Genomic DNA, 20,031 nt, shown 5'->3' with positions numbered 1-20,031 from the left:
CTGAAGGGGGATCAGCCCGCGGTGTGTCCGCCGATCACGGCGTGGGCGTAGACGATGCCGAGGCCGTAGGCGCCGCCGTGCCGGGTCACCACGTCCGTCACCGCTTCGTAGGTGTCGGACCGGGCCCAGTCGCGCTGGAGTTCCAGCAGCACCTGCACCCAGGTGACCGGGACCGCCCCGGCCTGGACCATGCGCTGGATCGCGTGCTCGTGGGCCTGCGGGCTGACACCGCCGGACGCGTCGGTGACGACGTACACCTCGTAGCCCTGGGCGAGTGCGGAGAGCGCGGGCAGGACGACACAGACCTCGGTCCACAGGCCCGCGATGACGAGCTTCTCGCGGCCGGTGGCCTTGACCGCCTCGACGAAGTTCACGTCCTCCCAGGCGTTCATCGAGGTCCGGTCGACGGCCTTCTGCTCCGGGAACACCTCGGCCAGCTGCGGCAGCAGCGGACCGGAGAACGACTCGGCGGCCACGGTGCTCAGCACGACCGGCACGTCGAAGGCCCGGGCGGCTCTGGCCAGGCCCACGGTGGAGTTGATGATGGCGGTGCGGTCGCCGCTGCCGGTGCCGAAGAACATCTGCGGCTGGTGGTCCACGAACAGCACCGCGCAGTTGTCCGGGGTGAGCAGGTCCGGGCTGGGGGCGGCGGTGACCTCGGCGATGTCGACCATGCGGGTGAGCCTCTCTTCGGTGAGCGGAGACCGGGGTTGGTCCGGTTCGCTCATCACGCTAGGCAGCCCGCGTGGGCACCGGCGGGCTTCGGCTCCTGCCGTGCGCGGTGGGGACAGCAGCGGTGCGCCGAGGGGCAACGGCCCTGCCGGCGCCACCCGCCGGACAAGCCGGCGGCCGCCTCCGCTTCCGCGTCGGCGGCCGAACCGGTCGTCACTGTCGAAGCGTTCAGAACTTCGGGCGAGGCGCCTGCGCCTCCACCAGTTCCGTCGCCTCCGCTTCCGTCTCGACCGACGGGGGAGAGCCCGCCAGGGGCTTGTTCGCGGTCTCCCGCATGCACAGCACGGCGATGACGCCGATGACCGCGGCGCCGGTGGCGTAGTAGGCGGGCATGAGGGTCGTGTCGAACGTGCTGATCAGGGCGGTGATCACCAGGGGTGTCGTGCCGCCGAACACCGAGGTGGCCAGGTTGTAGGCGACCGAGAGCGATCCGTACCGCACATGGGTGGGGAAGATCGCCGGGAGCGCCGCCGACATCGTGCCGAGCATCGTCACCAGCGACAGCCCGAGCATCAGCAGGCCCAGGGTGATGAGGACGACGCTGCCCTGCCGGATGAGCAGGAAGGACGGCAGCGACAGGACGAGGAACCCGAGCATCCCCGTCATCAGCAGCGGCTTGCGCCCAAAGCGGTCCGAGAGCCGCCCGACCTGGTTGATGACGCACATCTGGAGCACCATCACGATGAGCAGGATCAGCAGCCCGTGGTTGGTGCCGTAGCCCAGCTCGTCGGACAGGTACGTCGGCATGTACGACAGCAGCATGTAGTCGGTGATGTTGTACGCCGCGACGAGCGCGAGGCACAGCAGCAGCGGACGCCAGTAGCGGGTGAAGATCCTGCCGAGGTCGCCGGTGGCCGAGGTCTCCACGGCCTCGGCGGCCTCGCTCGCCTTGACCTGGCCGCCCTCCAGCTTCTGGAAGGCGGGCGTCTCGTCCAGCTTGAGCCGCAGGTACAGGCCGATGAGGCCGAGCGGGGCCGCGACCAGGAACGGGATGCGCCAGCCCCACTGGAGCATCTGGTCCGCGCTGAGGAGGCTGTTGAGGACGACGACGAGGCCGGAGGCCCCGACGTAGCCGGCGAGCGTGCCCAGCTCCAGGAAGCTGCCGAAGTAACCGCGCCGCTTGTCGGGCGCGTACTCCGCGATGAACGTCGACGCGCCGCCGTACTCCCCACCGGTCGAGAAGCCCTGCACCAGCCGGAAGAAGATCAGCAGTGCCGGGGCCCAGAGACCGATGACGGCGTGCGAGGGCACGAGTCCGATGGCGAAGGTCCCCACCGCCATCATGATCATGGTGAGGGAGAGGATGCGCTTGCGCCCGACCTTGTCGCCGAGCGGTCCGAACACCATCCCGCCGAGCGGACGCACCAGGAAGGCCACCGCGAACGTCGCGAACGAACTGAGCAGCTGGGCGGTGTCGTTGCCCGAGGGGAAGAACACCTTCCCGATGGTCGACGCCAGATAGCTGTAGATGCCGAAGTCGTACCACTCCATCGCGTTGCCGAGGGCGGCGGCCTTCGTGGCGCGTTTGACCGCCGCCTCGTCGGTCACGGTGATGTCGCTGCGGCGCAGCTTGGGGTGCCGTCGCTTCTCGATCGCCCGGAACAGCATCCGGTGTCGTCTCACGGCTGCGGGATCCACCGACTCTTCGTTGTCGGGCGCCGCCATCAGTCGTTCCTTTCGCCGGTCATCTCTCCCAAGCACAACGCCTGCACAGATCTCGCGCGCTCAAACTGACCCCTTCACGCGGCGCCCGGATGACCACGGAGGGTGACGGACGGGCGCTGTGGGTGAGAGCCGCCGCCGGCCGCCGGCCGTGGTGTGGCCCGTGTCCCGCGGGGGAACTTGGTTCGCCGTGGTGCGCGCCTTGTGAGAGGAGCCCATGTGACAGCGTCAGCGGCGGGCGGCCGGGACCAGGGTGCGCAGGAGGCCGGGTACGAGCCGGATCCGCGCCGGTGGCGTGCCCTGTGGGTCACCCTGGTGGCCGGCTTCATGAGCCTGCTGGACGTCTCGATCGTGGTGGTGGCCCTGCCCTCCGTGCAGCGCGGCCTGCACGCCTCACCCGCGCAGGTGCAGTGGGTGGTCTCCGGATACGCCCTCGCCTTCGCCCTCGCGCTCGTCACCGCCGGCCGCCTCGGGGACGCGCTCGACCGACGCCGCATCTTCCTGCTCGCCCTCAGCGGCTTCGTGCTCTTCAGCGCGGCCTGCGGGGCCGCTTCGAGCATCACGCTGCTGGTGGTGGCCCGGCTCGCCCAGGGACTGGCGGCCGGCTTCATGGCGCCGCAGAACTCCGCGCTCATCCAGCAACTTTTCCGGGGCGCCGAGCGCGGTCGCGCCTTCGGCTTCTTCGGCGCCACCGTCGGCATCTCCTCCGCCGTCGGGCCGCTGGCCGGCGGCGTCATCCTCGCCCTGGCCCCGGGCACCGAGGGCTGGCGGTGGGTCTTCTACGTCAACGTCCCCATCGGCATCCTCGCCGTCCTCCTCGGCCGCCGCCTGCTGCCCCGCACCCGGCCGTCCGGGCGGCAGCACGTGGACCTGCCGGGCGTGCTGCTCCTCGGCCTCGGCGTCCTGGCGCTCATGTACCCGCTGGTCCAGGCGGGCGCGGGCGGCATCGGCCGGCTGTGGTGGCTGTTCCCGGCGGGCGCCGCGATCCTCGCCGTCTTCACCTGGTGGCAGCGCCGCCTCGTCACCCGGGGCGCCCAGCCGCTGCTCGACCCGCGTCTGTTCACCACGGTGCGCGGCTACGCCGTCGGCGCCGGCGTCGGCACGCTCTACTTCGTCGGCTTCAGCGGCGTCTGGCTGGTCTTCGCGCTCTTCTACCAGGACGGCCTGGGCTTCTCCCCACTCCGGTCCGGCCTGGCCGTGACGCCCTTCGCCCTCGGTTCGGCCGTCGCGGCCGCGGTAGCCGGCCGGCTGGTGGACCGTCTCGGCCGCGTCCTCACCGTGGGCGGACTCGTGGCCGTGATCGTCGGCCTGGGCGGCACCGCGCTGCTGCTGCGCCTCGCCCCCCTCGACATCGCGCCCTGGGCCGCCGCCCCCGCGATGTTCCTCGGCGGCCTCGGCAGCGGCTGCGTGATCTCCCCCAACATCACCATGACCCTGCGCGACGTACCGGTCCGCATGGCGGGCGCGGCCGGCGGCGCCCTGCAGACCGGGCAGCGGCTCGGCGCCGCGGTGGGCACCGCCGCCCTGCCCGGCCTCTTCTACCTCGTGCTCGGCGGCGGCGGCGACTACCGCGGCGCCCTCGTCACCGCGCTCGGCGCCGGGCTCGTCGGCATGGCGGCGTCCCTCGCCCTCGCGACCTCCGACTGGAAACGCGACCGACGGACGCGCCGGGCACACGCGAAGTGCCCGGACGATGTGGCCAACAACCCCATACACGCCCGGCAGAACTGATCCCCCGCGCTCCCGCCGAGCGCGGAACGGAGGTCAGCCGGCCGCCAGAACGACCGCCTCCTCCTTGCCGCCGTCCGCGCTGACGCTCGGGGTCAGGGGCAGGTAGGCGGTGATCTGCTTCCCCTTCGCGCGGGGTGCGACAGCGACCCGGTCGCTGACGGTGTGCACGAGGCGCAGGCCGTGTCCGCCGACGCGGTACCGGTCCCCCTTGCGCACCGTGGGCTGCTCCGCCGATGTGTCCCACACGGTGATGGCCAGCCTTCCTCGGAACAGTCGCAGGATCAGCTCACAGGGGCCGGGCGCGTGCCGGATGGCATTGGTGACCAGTTCGCTGACGACGAGTTCTGCGTCCACGGCCAGAGAGGCCGGAATCGGTTCGGGGTCGGTGTGCGGACCGTGGGCGAGAAAGGCGTGCAGGGCGAGGCGGGCGTCGAAGGCGCTTGCCGCGCCGTCGTCCCACGCCGCGCCGAAGCGCAGCATGGCGTGCTCGTCCGGGCCCTGCCGATCTGCCGCCTGCTTCCCAAGCGGAGTGACCATGCGGAGGCTCTTTCGTTGTGTTCGCCCCTTCCGGGGCAGCTTTCGACGTGCGTTTACCCGGGTGCGTACCACGCATACCCGGGCAGGCTCCGGCCGCACGCGAAAACTGCTGCGAGTGGTAGCAGTCACACGGGGCTGGTTTCGGCCACAGAGGGCACACGGGAACCGCCGGAGTGCGTCCCGCGGGGACGCGACGACAGCCGGCAGGGGCGGTCGACCAGCGAGGAGGCGACGACATGGCAGGGCCGGAGCGTACGGAGACCGCCGCGCGGCAATCCCCGGCCGTACCTGACGCCTCACTGCACCGCAGGCTGGAGGCCATCGGAACCGCGGCCTACGTCGTGGACGAGGAGGGACGCATCCTCGCCGCCAACGTCCGCGCCCGGGATGTGCTGGCCCTGACCGCCGACGACATGCTCGGCCATGACGCGCACGACCTGCTGCACCGGGACTCCCACGGGCAGCCGCTGCCGAGGACCCGGTGCAGAATGCGGCAGGCCTTCCACGCCGGGCGGACCGCACAGGCCGCGGAGGACCACTTCGCCCGCGGAGACGGTTCCCTGCTGCCCATCTCCTGGCTGATCACCCCCTACGAGATCGGCGAAGACGGAGCCGGCACCCTCGTGCTCTTCCACGTAGCCGACCCCGCCCAGGCGACCGACCCCGGGCCGGAACCGGCGGCCAGGCCGCTGCCCGAGCTCGAGAGGCTCGCCCTGCTGGCCGAGGCCACCGCGCAGTTGACCTCCACGCTCGACGTGGACGAGGCACTGGAACGGCTGGTGAATCTGGTGGTGCCCCGGCTGGCGGACTGGGTGGTCATCGACCTGATCACCGAGCGGGACGAGGTGTGGCGCACCGCCGTCGTCCATGCCGAAGACGGTGCCCTCGTGCACCGCGACGACCTCCAGGGCCCCATGCCGCCCGTCCCGGAGGAATCGCCGATGCCCCTGTCGAGAGCCCTGCGCGGCGTGGCCTCCACGGTGGCCGGGCCCGGCACCTACCGGCGGACCCCGGACTCCGGCATCGCGGTCGAGCAACGCCGGCTGTTCGACATGACGGGGATGCACTCCGCGGCCATCGCGCCCATCCGCAGCACCCGCGCGGTCCTGGGCGCCCTGACCCTGGGCCGCGCCGACGACCCGGTCGCCTTCACCCCCGCCGACCTCCCCCTGGTCGAGGACATCGCGCGCCGGGCCGGCCTCGCCCTGGACAACGCCCGCCTCTACCAGCGTCAGCGCAAGGTCGCCGAGACCATGCAGAACCATCTGCTGCCCCAGATGCCCGGGGTCCCGGACCTGCAGATGACCGTCCGCTACCTGCCCGCACCCGACGCCTCACAGGTCGGTGGCGACTGGTACGACGCCTTCCCCCTGTCCGACGGGTCCACCGCCCTGGCCGTCGGGGACGTCGTCGGACACGACCTGGAGGCGGCGGCCGGCATGGCGCAGGTGCGCAACATGCTCCGCGCCTACGCCTGGTCCCAGCACGAACCGCCCAGCCGGATCGTCACACGGCTGGACGAAGCGCTCCAGCACATCACGGACGTCGACATGGCCACGATGGTCTTCGCCCGGATCGAGCCGGCGGACGACGGCCAGTGGCAGCTGTCCTGGACCAACGCGGGCCACCCCCCGCCCCTGCTGATCAGCCGCGACGGCCTGGCGAGCTATCTCACCGACGGACACGGCATCGTCCTGGGCGCCGGAGCCGGCACCCCGCGCCCGGACGCCGTGACCCTGCTTCCGCCCGGATCCACCCTCGTGCTGTACACCGACGGCCTCATCGAAGAGCCCGGACACATCCTCGACAAGGGCCTGAACCGGCTGAGCCGGCACGCGGCCGCCCTCGCCCACCGCCCCCTCGCCTCCTTCACCGACCACCTGCTGCGCCGCGTCCGACCCGCCGACAACGACGACGACGTCGCCCTGCTGGCCCTGCGCACCCCCAGCGTCATCTCGCCGAGCGGGCCGAGCAGTTCGCGGATCTCGTCGAGCGCGTCGACGAGCAAGGACAGGGGCGTGCGGTAGGCGAGCGCGCTGACGCTCACGGCTCCGGAAGGCGTGCTCGGCGACGCGAGGTAGACGGGCAGGGCGAGCCCTTATGCTGCTGCATGGCGTTCCAGAATGTAGACCCCTGTACCGTCTACCGGAAGGGCTTCATGGAGAGGCTCCGCAGCGCTCAGTGGTACGAGGGACAGGACCGCAACGCCTACATACACCGCGCGTGGATGCGCCGCGGAGTGCCGGACGACGCCTTCACCGGCAGGCCGCAGATCGCCATCGCCAACACCGCCTCGGACCTGACCCCGTGCAACGCGCACCTGAACGAGGTCGCGGCCTCAGTGCGTAACGGCGTGTACGAGGCGGGCGGCATCCCGCTGGACCTGCCCGTGGTGTCCCTCGGCGAGACACAGGTGCGGCCGACGGCCATGCTGTGGCGGAACATGGCCGCCATGGCCACGGAGGAGATGCTGCGGGCCAACCCGATCGACGGCGTGGTCCTGCTCGGCGGCTGCGACAAGACGATCCCGTCGCTGCTCATGGCCGCGGCCTCGGTGGATCTCCCCGCGGTCGTGGTCCCCGGCGGGCCGATGCTCAACGGCACGTTCCGCGGCGGCCTGCTGGGCTGCGGCACCGGGGTGTGGAAGCTGTCGGAGGAGGTCCGCGCGGGCACGCTCTCCGAGGAGCAGTTCACCCGCTCCGAGTCGGCGATGATCCGCAGCCGCGGCCACTGCAACACGATGGGCACCGCCTCGACGATGGCCCTGGTGGCCGAGGCCCTCGGCACGGTCCTCCCCGGGACCGCCGGCACCCCCGCCCCCGACAGCCGCCTGCTGGAGGCCGCCCACCACACCGGCCGGCTGGCGGTGGAGATGGTGGGCGCCGACCGGCGACCGGGGACGTTCCTCACCGAGGCGTCCTTCCGGAACGCGATCGTCGCGCTGGCCGCGATCGGCGGCTCGACCAACGCCGTGGTCCATCTCCTGGCCGTCGCGGGCCGGTTGGGCATCGACCTGACGCTGGACGACTTCGACCGCATCGGCTCCCGGGTGCCGGTCCTGGTGGACCTCCAGCCGGCCGGCCGCTTCCTCATGGAGGACTTCCACCGCGCCGGCGGACTGCTCGCCGTCCTGCGCGAGGTGCGCGACCTGCTGGACCCCGAGGCGCTGACCGTCACCGGCAGACCGCTGGCCGACTACCTGGACGACGCCGGGATCTGGGACGGCGAGGTCATCCGCACCCGCACCGCACCGCTGGTCGCCGAGGGCGGTATCGCCGTCCTGCGCGGCAACCTCGCGCCCGACGGCGCGCTCGTCAAACCCGCCGCCGCCTCCCCGCACCTGCTGCGGCACCGGGGCCGGGCCGTCGTCTTCGACTCCGTCGAGGACTTCCACGCCCGCATCGACGACCCCGGGCTCGACGTCGACGCCGACTCCGTCCTCGTGCTGCGCGGCTGCGGCCCCAAGGGCTACCCGGGCATGCCCGAGGTGGCGAACATGCCCCTGCCGAGGAAGCTCCTCGTCCGTGGCGTCCGCGACATGGTCCGCGTCTGCGACGGCCGCATGAGCGGCACCGCGTACGGCACGGTCGTCCTGCACGTGGCCCCGGAGGCCGCGGCGGGCGGCCCCCTCGCCCTCGTACGGACCGGGGACTTCATCACCCTCGACGTCGAGGCCCGCCGCATCGACGTCGACGTCCCCGCCGACGAACTCGCCCGCCGCACCCCGGCCGAGGCCGGCGTGGGCGGGTACGCCGCTCCTCGCCGCGGCTGGGAACGTCTCTACGTCGACCACGTCCTCCAGGCCGACACCGGCGCCGACCTCGACTTCCTCGTCGGCTCCAGCGGTTCCGAGGTGACCCGCGAGTCGCACTGACACCCGGTCACCCCGGCTGGTTCACCAGGTCACGGGCAACTCCGTGACGCCCCCGGTGAGGGTGGTCCGCACCTCCAGCTCGTCCAGTCCCTTGGCGAGCCGCAGACCGGGCAGACGGCGGGCCAGCGTGGCGAAGACGATGCGCAGCTCGACGCGGGCCAGGCTCGCGCCGATGCAGAAGTGCACACCGTGGCCGAAACCGAGGTGGGTGCGTTCGGAGCGGTCGGGATCGAAGGTCTCGGCGTCGCGGTAGACCGAGGCGTCGCGGTTGGCGGAGTTGATCGACAGGACCACGGCGTCACCGCGCCGGATGGTGACACCGGCGACGTCGACGTCGGTGTGGGCGTACCGCAGCAGACCGAGGTCGCCGGGCGCGCCCAGGCGCATGATCTCCTCGACGGTGGCGTTGACCCGGCCGTCGGGGTCGGCGGTCAGCGCCTCCCACTGGTCGAGGCGGGTGAGCAGGAAGAGCGTGCCGAGACCGATGCGGTTGACCGTGGTCTCGTGCCCGGCGAAGAGCAGGCCGACACAGAGCTGGATCATGTCGGCGTAGTCGTAGTCCGCGTCGGCGCTCTGAGCCTGCACCAGGTCGGAGATGACGTCCTCACCCGGCCGCGCCCGCTTGGTCTCGGCCAGAGCGGTCATGTACTCGTTGAACTCGTCCCGCGCCTGGTGGGCCGCGTCGCCGATGGCATAGTTCGACATCCGCTCCGACAGCGAGGCGAAGCGCTCGCGGTCGCTCTCGGGAACCCCGAGCAGCTTGCAGATGACCGCGACCGGCAGCGGGAAGGCCAGCCCGGACTGCAGGTCGACGAGCCGGTCGGGCGCGGTAGCGTGCCCGGCGATCAGTTCGTCCACACAGCGGTCGACCAGGTGCTGGACGTGATCGGAGAGCATCCGCATCCGCTTGGCCGAGAACGCCGGCGTCAGCAGCCGGCGCATCCGCGTGTGGTCGGCCTCCTCGGTCTCGTAGTTGCCCGTGGGCCCGTCCAGGACGGCGGCGCTGGTCAGGCGTGAGGCACGGTCCGGCTCGGGGTGGGAGCGGCCGAAGCGCCTGTCGCCGAGCAGGTCGCGCACCTCCTCGAAGCGGGTGACCAGCCAGGCGGGGTCTCCGGCCGGTGTGGTGACCGGGGTGACGGGCGCCTCCCGGCGCAGCACGTCGTAGAAGGGGGCGAGGTCGAGCACGTTCGGCCTCGGGAAGGGCAGCTGCTGACGCTCGGTGGCAACGCTCATGGCGTTCCTCCTGGGATCTCCGCATGCGATCTTCGAGCCGTCCCGACCGTAGCAGTTTGTTGGCAGTAACTGTCATTAAAGTTTCGGACAGTCGGCCGGTCTCGTCGGCATGGTTGGATCGCCTGATGGAGGACTCCGTGACGGACAGCGGACCCGTGCCCCGCCGGGGGCGGCCGCCGGTGAGTGACGAGCAACGGCGAAGACAGCGCCTCGACATCTCCCGGCACGCGGTCCGGCTCTTCGCCGAGCAGGGTGTGGCCGCCACCTCCGGCGAACAGATCGCGCGGGCGGCCGGGGTCTCCGAACGCACGCTGTGGCGCTACTTCCCCGGCAAGGAGAGCTGCGTCGAGCCGCTGCTCACGAAGATGATCGACGCCTTCCGCGCGGTGCTGCACGCCTGGCCGGCCGAGCTGGGCCTGACCGAGCATCTGCGCGCGGCCTACCAGCCGGTCCTCGACTCGTCGTCCGCCGAGGACATCGAAGCGGTTCTGGCCGTGGTCCGGATGACCCATGACGAACCCGCGCTGCGCGCCGCCTACCTCGTCCTCCGGGAACGCGCGGAGGAGACGTTCGCCGAGGTGCTCGCCGAACGCCTGGGCACCTCGCCCGACGCGCTGGACGTCCGGGTGCAGGCCGCCGCCATCAGCGCCGTACTCAAGGTCGCGGCCGACGACTTCGCCCGCGAGACGGCCGGCCGGGGCCTCACCCCCGACGTGCTGACGGACCATCGCGAACAACTCGCCCACGCCCTCGCCCTGGTGACCTCGGGCCTCCCGGACGGCGGCACCGGCGCCTGACCGCCACGCGAGCCGCGCAGCACGCCTGCAAGGATCGTATTGAATCGATTCACATCCCCTTCGGCTGCTCTCCGCCCCGCTGTCGAGCCCCGGGCCCCCTTCTCCGGCCCCAGCTCCCCGTTCCGCGCCCTCCTCGACAGCACCCCCGGACGGTTTCCCTCCGTGCAGAACGTTTCCCGCCGGACGACCTTGCGCTCGAGAGGGCCAAGTACCGCCTGCGGCTCGCCGGGACGCACGTCGGGTGGAGGACCTCCGGACCCGGGCCCGGCGGCCTACGCCGGTGGCGGGGCGGTGGTCCGGCGCGGCACGAGCGTGGGGGAGAGCATGACGCGGGTCGCGGGCCGGTGCCGGTCCGCGATCCGTTCCAGCAGGAGGCGCACGGCGTTCCTGCCCATCTCGTGCCCCGCCTGGTCGACGCTGGTCAGGGAGATCGGGCCGAACGCGGCGAACGTGGTGTTGTCGTATCCGGCCACGGAGAGGTCACCGGGGACGGACAGCCCGGCTTCGGCGACCGCTTCCAGTACGCCCATGGCGACGATGTCGGCCCCGGCGAAGACGGCCGTGGGCCGGTGCGGCCGGCTCAGCAGGAGCTTCGCGCCCTCGTGGCCGCCCTGCTGGGTGTAGCTGGTGGAGACGACGTCGATCCGGTCCTCCAGACCGTGCGCCCGCATGGCCAGCCGGTATCCGTCGGCCCGCCGGGCGTTGGGCATCTCCGCGAGGCGGGCGGGGTCGGTCTCGTGGTGCTCGATGTGCGCGATGCGGTGGTGCCCGAGGCCCGCGAGGTGGCCGACGACCAGGGACGCGCCCTCGATGTCGTCGTCGGCCACGGTGTCGTACCGGGCGGACGAGCCGTGCCGCCCGATGACGACGGTCGGCACGGCGGAGGCGACGTGTTCGAGGCGGGTGCGTGACGAGACGGGGGCGACCAGGACGATGCCGTCCATGCCGCGGTCGATCATCGCCTCGGTGACCTGGGCCTCCGCCTTCTCGCCGTTGCAGCCCGGGCCGAGGAACACCTGGTAGTCGGTGCCCTGGAGCGAGTCGGTGATGCCGTCGAGGATCTCGGGGAAGAAGGGGTTGCGGATGTCGGGCAGCATCACGCCGATGGTGTACGTCTGCCCGCGCATGCCCCTGGCGCCGGTGTGCGGCCGGTAGCCGAGTTCGTCGATCGCGCGGCGCACCTTGGCACGCATCTCGGGGCTCGCGCCGTAGGCGTTGCGCAGCACCTTGGACACGGCCGTGGTGGACACCTGGGCGTGCCGCGCGACATCGACGATGGTGACTCTGCGACGCGGTGCTGGTGGCTCCATCCGGCCTCTTGCCTCTCCGGGAATCGATGTCCGCCGAGTGTATGCCGCATGTCTTGACGCCACGCGGGGCGCTCTCTAGGGTCTGGCCACGCCCTCTTGGGCAACGTTACCCACGGCCGCCCCACGATTTCTCCGGCCTCACCCCGACCGCATCACCCGCGACACGGACGACAGCGCGAGCCTCCCGCGCCATGCCGAGCCAGGGACTCGGACGGCAGTGTTTTTGAATCGATTCAATGCATTTCTCCCGGCCAGTACCCATGACAGTGAAAGGACGCAGGTGTGACTCAGGAACAGCACGGTGCGGACGGCGCCACCCCGAACGCCGGCGAAGCGACACCACCCGGCGCGCAGCACGCGGCGGTACGCCGCCGGACCGTGCTCGCGGTGACGGCCGGCGCCATGTCGCTCGGAGCCGGGGTCGCGGGCGGTGGCATCGGTGCCGCGGCGGAAGCGTCCCGCCGCCCGGACACCCGCGCGGTGTGGGGCCTGACCGTCGAACACCGCACCGACCCCCTCGGCACGGACGCGAGCAGGCCCCGCTTCGGGTGGCGCATGCGATCGGCCGTCCGCGGCCGGAGCCAAGGGTCGTACCAGATCCTCGTGGCCAGCTCGCCCGACCGGCTCTCGGGCGCCCGCGCGGACGTCTGGAACAGCGGACGCGTCCGCTCCGCCGATTCCGTGGCCGTCCGGTACGCGGGCAGGGCGCTCAGCGCCTCGACCCGCTACCACTGGACCGTCACCGTCTGGGACACCGAGGGCCGCCTCGTCGGAGTCGCTTCCCCGGCCGCCTTCGAGACCGGCCTCATGAGCACCGACGGAGTGGCCGGCTGGGACGGGGCCCAGTGGATCGGGATGAAGGGCAAAGCCCCCCGTTCGGCCGGTGCACCGCTGCTGCGGAAGGAGACACCCCTCAGGGCCGACAGCCCACGGAAGGTGCGCGAGGCGCGGCTGTACGTCTCGGCCCTCGGAGTCCACGACACCTACGTCAACGGACAGCACGTCATCGTCCCGCAGGACGGCGGCACCACGATCGAGCTGCTGCCCCCGGGCTGGACCAACTACGACCGGCGCGTCAACTACACGACGTACGACGTCACGGACCTGGTGCGGCGGCAGCGCGGGATCACCCTCGCCTTCGTCCTGGGCAACGGCTGGTACAACGGCCGGATCTCCGAGGGCAGTACGTACTGGTCGAAGGACGGCAACGCCCTCGCGGTCAAGGCCAAACTCCTGCTGAGGTACGCCGACGGCACCTCGCAGACGGTCGTCACCGAGCCGGACGGGTCCTGGAAGGCCACCGACACCGGCCCCTGGCGGGCCGACGACATCTACGACGGCCAGACCTACGACGCCCGAAGGGAACTGCCGGGCTGGACGTTGCACGGGTTCGACGACTCCGCCTGGGCGGACGTGGAACGCGTCGCCTTCGAGGACAGGTACCCGGACGTGCGACTCCTCGCCTATCCGGCCGAGACGGCCCGCCTGATGCCGAAGTGGGACCGCCGGCCGCGGTCGATCACCGTCGCCACCGGGGTGAGCGGCCAGGACGGCAGCCCCAACGGCAAGGGCCGCATCGTCGTCGACCCCGCCCGGACGGTGACCGACCCGGAGCGGGCCGCCTCCGCCTCCGTCACGATCGGCAGCGGCGAGACGGCGATCTTCGACCTCGGCCAGAACATGGTCGGCGTCGCCCGCTACGGCCTGCGCGGCCCGGCCGGCGCCCGGGTCGAGTTCCGGTTCGGCGAGATGCTGAACGACGACAGCGCCGGCGCGGACGGCCCCGAGGGCTCCGTCTACCGGGCCAACCTCCGCAGCGCCAAGGCCACCAGCACGTACATCCTGAAGGGAGACCGGCACGGCGAGACCCATCAGGACTCCCTGACCTTCTACGGCTTCCGCCACGTCTCCGTCACCGCGACCGACACCGTCACGATCACCGGCCTGACCGGCAAGGTCGCCACGTCCGCGATCCGCGAGACCGGCACCCTCACCACCGACGACCCCGACGTCGACCGCCTGGCGAGCAACATCCGGTGGGGTCAGCGTGGCAACTACCTCTGGGTGCCCACCGACTGCCCTCAGCGCGACGAACGCCTCGGCTGGACCGGTGACACCCAGGTCTTCGCCACCACCGGCCTGTACAACGCCGACGCCGGTGCCTTCCTCAGCCACTTCCAGGACACCGTCGCCGACTCCCAGACCGTCTACGGCACGGACAAGGCCCAGTTCACCGGAGTGGCTCCGGGCGGGCGGTACAACTTCCCCGACGGAGGCAGCGGTTGGGCCGACTGCGGTGTCATCCTCCCGTGGACCGTGTGGCAGATGACCGGCGACGCCACCGTTCTGCACGCCAACTGGCCGGCCATGACCCGCTACATGGACTGGATCCGCGAGCAGACCGGTGACACCTACGCCGGTCAGGGCTCCCTCACCGGCGACTGGCTGGCACCGCAGAAGACCAGCGCCCAGCTCATGAGCGACGTCTACTACGGGTATGCCGCGCGGCTGATGGCGCGGATGGCGCACGCGATCGGCCGCACCGCCGAGGCCGAGGAGTACCAGCGCCTCTTCACCCGCATCAGGCAGGCGTTCATCACCAAGTACCTCAGCACCGGCGACGGCCGGGTCACGGTGAAGTCCAGCCTGGGCGACGCCTCCCCGATCGAACCGGGCGCCGACCCCTCCCAGAAGACCGAGGACAACAGTCAGACAGCGCTGCTGTGGGTCCTCAAACTCGGGTTCTACGAGACGGAGGCACAACGCCGCGCGCTGGTCGGCCTGCTGGCGGACAACATCGGCAACGACGCGGCCTACAAGGCGGCCCACCCCGACAGCAGCCGGGTCCGGTACGACGAGAACACGCTGTCCGTCGGCTTCCTGGGCGTCAACGTCCTCGCGCCCGTCCTCACCGACGAGGGCCGCGCGGACCTGGCGTACGAGCTGCTGCACCAGGACGCGTTGCCGTCCTGGCTGTACTCGGTGAAGAACGGCGCCACCACCGTCTGGGAGCGCTGGAACTCGTACTCCGAGGACGCCGGCTTCGGTCCGGTCAGCATGAACTCCTTCAACCACTACGCCTATGGCGCGATCATGGAGTGGATGTACACGCACATGGCCGGTATCGCCCGCGACCCGGACAGCCCCGGCTTCAAACGCTTCCTGCTCCAGCCCCACCTCGATCCCACGGGCCGGATCACACGGGTGTCGGGCACGTACGAGTCGCCGTACGGGGAGATCGTGAGTGCGTGGCAGGTCGTCGAGGCGGGCCGGGCCCTCACGTACGAGGCCGTCGTGCCCGCCAACAGCGAGGCGACGCTGCGTCTTCCGGCCATCTCCGCCGACGCCGTCCGCGAGGGACGCACCCCGCTGGGCCGGGTGCCCGGAGTGCGCTTCCTCGGATTCGCGGACGGAGTCTCCTCGTACCGCCTGCCGTCCGGCCGGTACCGGCTGACCGCCGCGTTGCGCTGAGCCGGCCCGGCGGGATCGCCCCGGGCCGGCGGGTCGTCAGCGTGCGACGCAGCCGCCCTCGACGGGCGGGGCGACGCCCACGACGAAGCCGGCTCCCGGGCTTCACAGCCACAGGACGGCCTGGGCGATCTCGTCGGCGGTGCCGAGCCGGTTGACGGGCTGGTTGGCCTCTGCCTCGGCGCGGTCGAGCTCCCCCTTGGCGATCATGTCGCTGACCAGAAGCTGTCCCCCTCACAGCCGATCGACTGACGGCACCGCCGGGAGGGTGTGGTGGTCCCCGGTGACACGGGCGTTGACCCGCCGCATCCAGTCCCGGTCGGTGTGCCACATGGGGTGGTGGGGCGCCGCGTTGGACGTCAGGACGACGCCGTGGAAACCCGCGGCCAGACAGCGGTCGACGACGAACTCCGCGATGTCCTTGCCGACGGCGTCCTCCTCGAAGCGCGCCAGGAGAGGGGTGTACCCCACCACGCCCTCACCGAGCACGGCGGGGACGCCGCGGTCGCGGGCGAACGCGGCCACGGCGTCCACCCACTCGGCCAGCGTCTCGCGCATGGCCTGCCGGTGCGCCGCGTAGTTCTCGTAGAGCCACAGGTCCCAGCGGTCGGGGTCCACCCAGTCGTGCGCGTAGAACAGTTCCCGCGGGATCCCGGTGGCCGCGAGCCGCCAGGCTTCGTCCGGCTGGTGGTCGGCGAAGGCGGGCGCGTCGGGGCGCAGCATGCCGGCCAGTTCGGGGGTGGGCCAGGTGGCCGTCCGGGGCGCCGGCTCCGTGCCGTGGCCCAGGCCCACCGTCCGGTACAGCGCGCCGAGCACACCGTAGACGTAGAAGTGGAAGTGCGCGATCTGTGCCTGCTCCGGCAGGTCGTCGAGCTCGTGCGGCCAGGGCTCGCCGAGCGAGTAGGTCATGGGGATGCCGGGGTGACGCGCCCGCAGCAGCCGCACGGCACGGTCCAGGGGACCGCGCAGCCGGGCGTAGTGCGTGGCGCCGTCGTCCGGCACGAGGGAGCAGTTGTCGACCTCGTTGTGCACCTCGACGTAGGCGACACGGTCGGCCAGTCCGCGCTCGGTGAGGAAGTCCAGCAGGTTGGCGAGCGCCTCGGCCACCACCTCGGCACGCTCCGGGCCGGGAACGGCGGCCAGGGCGCGGTGCCAGGCGTCGGTGTCGGCGAAGCTCGGGGACTGCTGGTACTCCCAGGAGGAGACGATCACCCGGCAGTCGTGGCGGGCGGCCGCCTCGAACAACTCGACGAGCCGTCGGCGGCCGTCCAGCTCGTAGCCGCCGCGCACGTTGTACCAGCGGGTGCGCTGCCCGAACCGCTCACCCAGACCGCGGACCCGCACCGACTCCGGAGCGGGGACCCGGCCGGAGAACAGCAGGAACGGCATGGCGCACACACGCACGGTGTTGAAACCCCGCTCCACGGCCTCGGCGAAGGCGTGATCGAGGTCGGCGAAGGGCTCGCCGGGTCCTGCCTGGGTGTACCAGCTGAAGTCCCAGAGGGAGATGGCGAGTCGGCCGCCGGCGGCCTGCTGAGGTGAGGTCATGAGACCACGCTAGCTCAATTTCCATTAATTATGAATAATCCTTGACAGGGGTGAGGGGGCTGTCCAGGCTCTGGGGCGAACGAACGTCCGCGCGCCTTGAGGAGCCGCCGCCATGAACCCACCCATCCACCCGACCCGGCGCACCGTCGTCACGGCACTCGCCGTGGCGAGCACCGTCGCCCTGCCGGCCTGGCCGGGCACGGCGCATGCCGCGGACAACACCGTGGACAGCCCGGTGCTCGACCCCCACCCGGCCACCGAGCCCTCCGGAACCCATGTACGAGACGTCGGTGGCACCAACGTCGTCTTCCAGTACGGCGCGGTACTCCCCGCCTTCGACGGCTGGCGCACCCATGAGCCCACCCGCGAGTACCTGTCCCTGGACAAGCGGTGGCGCTTCCGCTTCGACCCCGGCAACAAGGGGCTCGGCGAGGGCTGGCAGTCCCCGCGCTTCGACGACACGTCCTGGGGCCGCATCGACGTCCCCTCGGCCTGGGACCTGCTGGGCACCCCCGGATTCGCCTCGGAGACCGCCCCCTTCGGCAAGGGCACCGCGTTCACCGACGGTTACGCCTGGTACCGCACCACCGTCGACATTCCCGGCTCCTGGCGGGCCCGCCATGTGCGCATCGCCTTCCTGGCAGCCGGCTACAGCGCCGAGGTCTGGCTCGACGGCACGTACCTGGGCAAGCACGAGGGCGCCAACTCCCCCTTCGCGCTTCCGGCGGCGAAGGCGCTCAGGCCTGGTGCACGCCAGACGATCGCGGTGCGCGTGTTCCGCAGGGCGTCCTACACCGACTACACGGCCTCGTCCCCGCAGCCGGTGACCGACGACCACGAGATCCCGTACAAGCCGGTCGACTACTGGCCCTACGCGGGTCTGACCAGGTCCGTCTGGGTCGAGGCGGTTCCGCCGGTCACCGTCGCCAAGCTGCTCGTGTCCGGCGCGGACGGGAGACTCGAGGCGCGGGCCGTGGTCGAGAACCACGGATCCTCGGACTTCGAGGGCTTCCTCACGCTGGACCCCGGCCCGGGCAGTCGCGCCCGGCCCACGGTGGTCGAGGCCAGGATCGCGGCCCGGTCGGCCGGCGTCGTACGCGTCTCGGTCCCCGTGCCCCGTGCGCCGCGGTGGAGCCCGGCCGCGCCGCACACGCACACCGCCCGCGCCACGCTGACCGCCGCGAAGCCCGGCGGCCCACGCGTGGACACCCTGTCCACGCGCTACGGCGTGCGTGACCTCTCCGTGGCCGACGCCCAACTGCGGCTGAACGGCAAGGCCCTGTTCCTCAAGGGCCTCAACTGGCACGAGGAGACCGGCGCCCACGGCAGGGCGATGACACCGGGGGAGTACGACAGGGAACTGGGCCACATCAAGGCGGTGGGCGCCAACTTCATCCGCAACTGCGTCTACAACCGTCACCCGTACGTCTACGACTGGGCGGACGAGCACGGTGTGCTGGTGATGGACGACATCGACACCATGTGGCTCAACACCGCCCAGGAGAAGCTCCAGACCGAGCGCTACGGCCTCGCCCGCGCCCTGGCCCTGACCATGGCGTGGAACCAGCACAACCACCCGTCGGTGATCCTGTGGGGCCTGCAGAACGAGTCGGAGATCGACCCTGAGGGCGCGCCGGTCTACCGCGCCTGGCTCGCCGACATGAAGGCGGCGGTGAAGGCCGTCGACCTCACCGCCCGGCCCGTGACCTGGGCCTCCAACACGAGCAACGACCCGGCCTTCGACCTCGCGGACGTGATCGGGTTCAACGAGTACTTCGGCTACTTCTACGGCAAGGACGCCGACCTCGGCCCGACGCTGGACGCGGTGCACGCCAAGTATCCCGGCAAGCCCATCCTGATCACGGAGAACGGCACCTGGTCGGAGGCCGGCACCCACGGCCCGAGCACCACCCAGGGCACCGAGGAATGGCAGGCGGCCTGCTTCACCGCGCACTGGGACCAGGTGGCCGCGCGCAGCGCGTTCGTCGCCGGCTTCACCTACTGGGTCCTGAAGGACTACAAGCAGCGGGCCGGGTACAACCAGGACCACAACGGCATCTCCGTCATGGGGCTGCTCACCTTCGCCGAGGAGCGGCCCAAGCTCGTCCACGAGGCGTTCCGGAAGGCGGCCAACCCCAGGCCGTAGGCGCCTGACACGCACGGTGGCCCGTGGCCGGCGCCGAGCCGGCCACGGGCCACCGTGCGTGTCAGCCCTTGACGCTGCCCTGCGTCAGGCCCGACCGCCAGTAGCGCTGCAGCACGAGCATCGCCGCCGCCAGCGGAAGGACCGAGAGGAACGCTCCGCCCACCGTGAGCTGGTTGAGCTCGGGAATGCGGTTGGCCGCCGCCTGCCAGGTCGTCAGGCCCAGGGTGATCGGGTATTTACGGTCGTCCGACAGCATGACCAGCGGCAGGAAGTAGTTGTTCCAGATGCCGACGAACTGGAAGAGGAAGACGGTCACGAGCGCGGGTGTCATGGTGCGCAGCACGAGGGTGCCGAAGATCCGCCACTCGCCGGCACCGTCGACGCGGGCCGCCTCCAGCATCTCGGCCGGTACCGCGGCCTCCGCGTAGATCCGGCACAGATACACCCCGAACGGGCTGACGACGCTGGGAATCAGCACCGCCCAGTAGGTGTTGGCCAGGCCCACCTTGCTGAACAGCAGGTACAGCGGCAGAGCGAGCGCGGTACTGGGCAGCAGCACACCGGCGAGTACGACCTTGAAGACCGCCTCCCGACCGCGGAACCGGTACACGGCGAGGGCGTAGCCGGCGGCGCCGGCGAGCAGGGTGGCCAGCACACCGCCCACCCCCGCGTACAGGATGCTGTTGAAGGTCCAGCTCCAGAAGACGCCGTCGGCGTAGGAGAAGACCTTCGAGAGGTTGTCCAGCCACCGCGGGTCGGAGAACCACAGTCCGAAGGTGCCGAAGAGGTCGGCGCTGCTCTTGGTGGAGGCCACCACCAGCCAGTAGACGGGCAGCAGGAAGTAGAGCGCCGCGACGGTCAGCAGGGCGACCAGCAGGATCCGTGAGGGCTTCGGACCACGCCGTCGCGGGCCTCCGGCACGGCGCGCCCCGGCAGCCCAGGGGGCCCGAGCCGAGTCGGCCACCGGCTTCTTGGCGGGGGGAGTGGACACGC

General features: G+C 71.4%; 13 protein-coding genes and 1 pseudogene. 6 read left to right on the top strand and 8 right to left on the bottom strand.

The features are described from left to right. Positions 1–11 precede the first annotated feature (11 nt). Both ABEA82_RS17030 and proP read right to left on the bottom strand, forming a co-directional pair. A complete protein-coding gene (locus ABEA82_RS17030; RefSeq protein WP_345662330.1) occupies positions 12–674 on the bottom strand; it encodes a hydrolase in 663 nt (220 codons plus the stop codon). A gap of 226 nt (positions 675–900) precedes the next feature. Next, positions 901–2,397: a glycine betaine/L-proline transporter ProP gene (gene proP, locus ABEA82_RS17025; protein ID WP_345662329.1), complete on the bottom strand. Its 1,497-nt coding sequence runs from the start codon at positions 2,395–2,397 to the stop codon at positions 901–903. A 216-nt stretch (positions 2,398–2,613) separates the two neighbouring features. Between proP and ABEA82_RS17020 the strand changes: the two genes are divergently transcribed. Further along, entirely contained in the window at positions 2,614–4,125 is a 1,512-nt protein-coding gene (locus tag ABEA82_RS17020; RefSeq protein ID WP_345662328.1) for an MFS transporter, read from the top strand. A 33-nt stretch (positions 4,126–4,158) separates the two neighbouring features. Here ABEA82_RS17020 and ABEA82_RS17015 read toward each other — a convergent pair whose 3' ends face one another. After that, positions 4,159–4,662 carry an ATP-binding protein gene (locus ABEA82_RS17015; RefSeq protein WP_345662327.1) on the bottom strand — a complete coding sequence of 168 codons (504 nt, stop codon included), beginning with the start codon at positions 4,660–4,662 and terminating at the stop codon, positions 4,159–4,161. A gap of 236 nt (positions 4,663–4,898) precedes the next feature. Here ABEA82_RS17015 and ABEA82_RS17010 point away from each other — a divergent pair, with 236 nt between their 5' ends. Continuing rightward, complete coding sequence (locus ABEA82_RS17010; protein ID WP_345662326.1) at positions 4,899–6,689, top strand: SpoIIE family protein phosphatase; 1,791 nt, start codon at positions 4,899–4,901, stop codon at positions 6,687–6,689. A 131-nt stretch (positions 6,690–6,820) separates the two neighbouring features. Further along, positions 6,821–8,536, top strand: coding sequence for an IlvD/Edd family dehydratase (locus ABEA82_RS17005; RefSeq protein ID WP_345662325.1), 1,716 nt, complete (start codon positions 6,821–6,823; stop codon positions 8,534–8,536). A 21-nt stretch (positions 8,537–8,557) separates the two neighbouring features. On the opposite strand, the gene ABEA82_RS17000 is transcribed toward ABEA82_RS17005, so the two are convergent. Beyond that, a complete protein-coding gene (locus ABEA82_RS17000; RefSeq protein ID WP_345662324.1) occupies positions 8,558–9,769 on the bottom strand; it encodes a cytochrome P450 in 1,212 nt (403 codons plus the stop codon). Positions 9,770–9,906: 137 nt separating this feature from the next. On the opposite strand from ABEA82_RS17000, the gene ABEA82_RS16995 reads away from it, so the two are divergent. Further along, positions 9,907–10,566, top strand: a complete 660-nt coding sequence (locus ABEA82_RS16995) for a TetR/AcrR family transcriptional regulator (protein WP_345662323.1) — start codon at positions 9,907–9,909, stop codon at positions 10,564–10,566. A gap of 272 nt (positions 10,567–10,838) precedes the next feature. Here ABEA82_RS16995 and ABEA82_RS16990 read toward each other — a convergent pair whose 3' ends face one another. Next, the gene (locus tag ABEA82_RS16990) at positions 10,839–11,876 is read right to left on the bottom strand and encodes a LacI family DNA-binding transcriptional regulator (protein ID WP_345662322.1); all 1,038 of its coding nucleotides are present in this window, start codon (positions 11,874–11,876) and stop codon (positions 10,839–10,841) included. 402 nt (positions 11,877–12,278) lie between these two features. Between ABEA82_RS16990 and ABEA82_RS16985 the strand changes: the two genes are divergently transcribed. Further along, positions 12,279–15,347, top strand: coding sequence for an alpha-L-rhamnosidase (locus tag ABEA82_RS16985; protein ID WP_345662374.1), 3,069 nt, complete (start codon positions 12,279–12,281; stop codon positions 15,345–15,347). A 36-nt stretch (positions 15,348–15,383) separates the two neighbouring features. On the opposite strand, the pseudogene ABEA82_RS16980 reads toward ABEA82_RS16985, so the two are convergent. Beyond that, positions 15,384–15,566 (bottom strand): annotated as a pseudogene (locus ABEA82_RS16980) (SDR family oxidoreductase); the annotation flags it as partial. 12 nt (positions 15,567–15,578) lie between these two features. Further along, positions 15,579–16,892 (bottom strand): cellulase-like family protein, encoded by a 1,314-nt coding sequence (locus ABEA82_RS16975; protein WP_345662321.1) that lies wholly within the window; start codon positions 16,890–16,892, stop codon positions 15,579–15,581. A gap of 112 nt (positions 16,893–17,004) precedes the next feature. On the opposite strand from ABEA82_RS16975, the gene ABEA82_RS16970 reads away from it, so the two are divergent. Next, positions 17,005–19,038, top strand: coding sequence for a glycoside hydrolase family 2 protein (locus tag ABEA82_RS16970; protein WP_345662320.1), 2,034 nt, complete (start codon positions 17,005–17,007; stop codon positions 19,036–19,038). 61 nt (positions 19,039–19,099) lie between these two features. Here ABEA82_RS16970 and ABEA82_RS16965 read toward each other — a convergent pair whose 3' ends face one another. Beyond that, positions 19,100–20,029, bottom strand: a complete 930-nt coding sequence (locus ABEA82_RS16965; protein WP_345662319.1) for a carbohydrate ABC transporter permease — start codon at positions 20,027–20,029, stop codon at positions 19,100–19,102. Positions 20,030–20,031: the final 2 nt, after the last annotated feature.

Source organism: Streptomyces venetus (genome assembly GCF_039540295.1).
GTDB classification, from domain to species: Bacteria; Actinomycetota; Actinomycetes; order Streptomycetales; family Streptomycetaceae; genus Streptomyces; species Streptomyces venetus.
The sequence above is the reverse complement of the archived record's forward strand: the minus strand, read 5'-3'. Positions and strand labels throughout refer to the sequence as shown.

Bases quoted from the DNA above. Each gene is read 5' to 3' on its own strand.
- ABEA82_RS17010 (WP_345662326.1), top strand. From the start codon at position 4,899: ATGGCAGGGCCGGAGCGTACGGAGACCGCCGCGCGGCAATCCCCGGCC.
- proP (WP_345662329.1), bottom strand. From the start codon at position 2,397: ATGGCGGCGCCCGACAACGAAGAGTCGGTGGATCCCGCAGCCGTGAGA.
- ABEA82_RS16970 (WP_345662320.1), top strand. From the start codon at position 17,005: ATGAACCCACCCATCCACCCGACCCGGCGCACCGTCGTCACGGCACTC.
- ABEA82_RS17015 (WP_345662327.1), bottom strand. From the start codon at position 4,662: ATGGTCACTCCGCTTGGGAAGCAGGCGGCAGATCGGCAGGGCCCGGAC.
- ABEA82_RS16990 (WP_345662322.1), bottom strand. From the start codon at position 11,876: ATGGAGCCACCAGCACCGCGTCGCAGAGTCACCATCGTCGATGTCGCG.
- ABEA82_RS17030 (WP_345662330.1), bottom strand. From the start codon at position 674: ATGGTCGACATCGCCGAGGTCACCGCCGCCCCCAGCCCGGACCTGCTC.
- ABEA82_RS17000 (WP_345662324.1), bottom strand. From the start codon at position 9,769: ATGAGCGTTGCCACCGAGCGTCAGCAGCTGCCCTTCCCGAGGCCGAAC.
- ABEA82_RS16985 (WP_345662374.1), top strand. From the start codon at position 12,279: ATGTCGCTCGGAGCCGGGGTCGCGGGCGGTGGCATCGGTGCCGCGGCG.
- ABEA82_RS16975 (WP_345662321.1), bottom strand. From the start codon at position 16,892: ATGACCTCACCTCAGCAGGCCGCCGGCGGCCGACTCGCCATCTCCCTC.
- ABEA82_RS17005 (WP_345662325.1), top strand. From the start codon at position 6,821: ATGGAGAGGCTCCGCAGCGCTCAGTGGTACGAGGGACAGGACCGCAAC.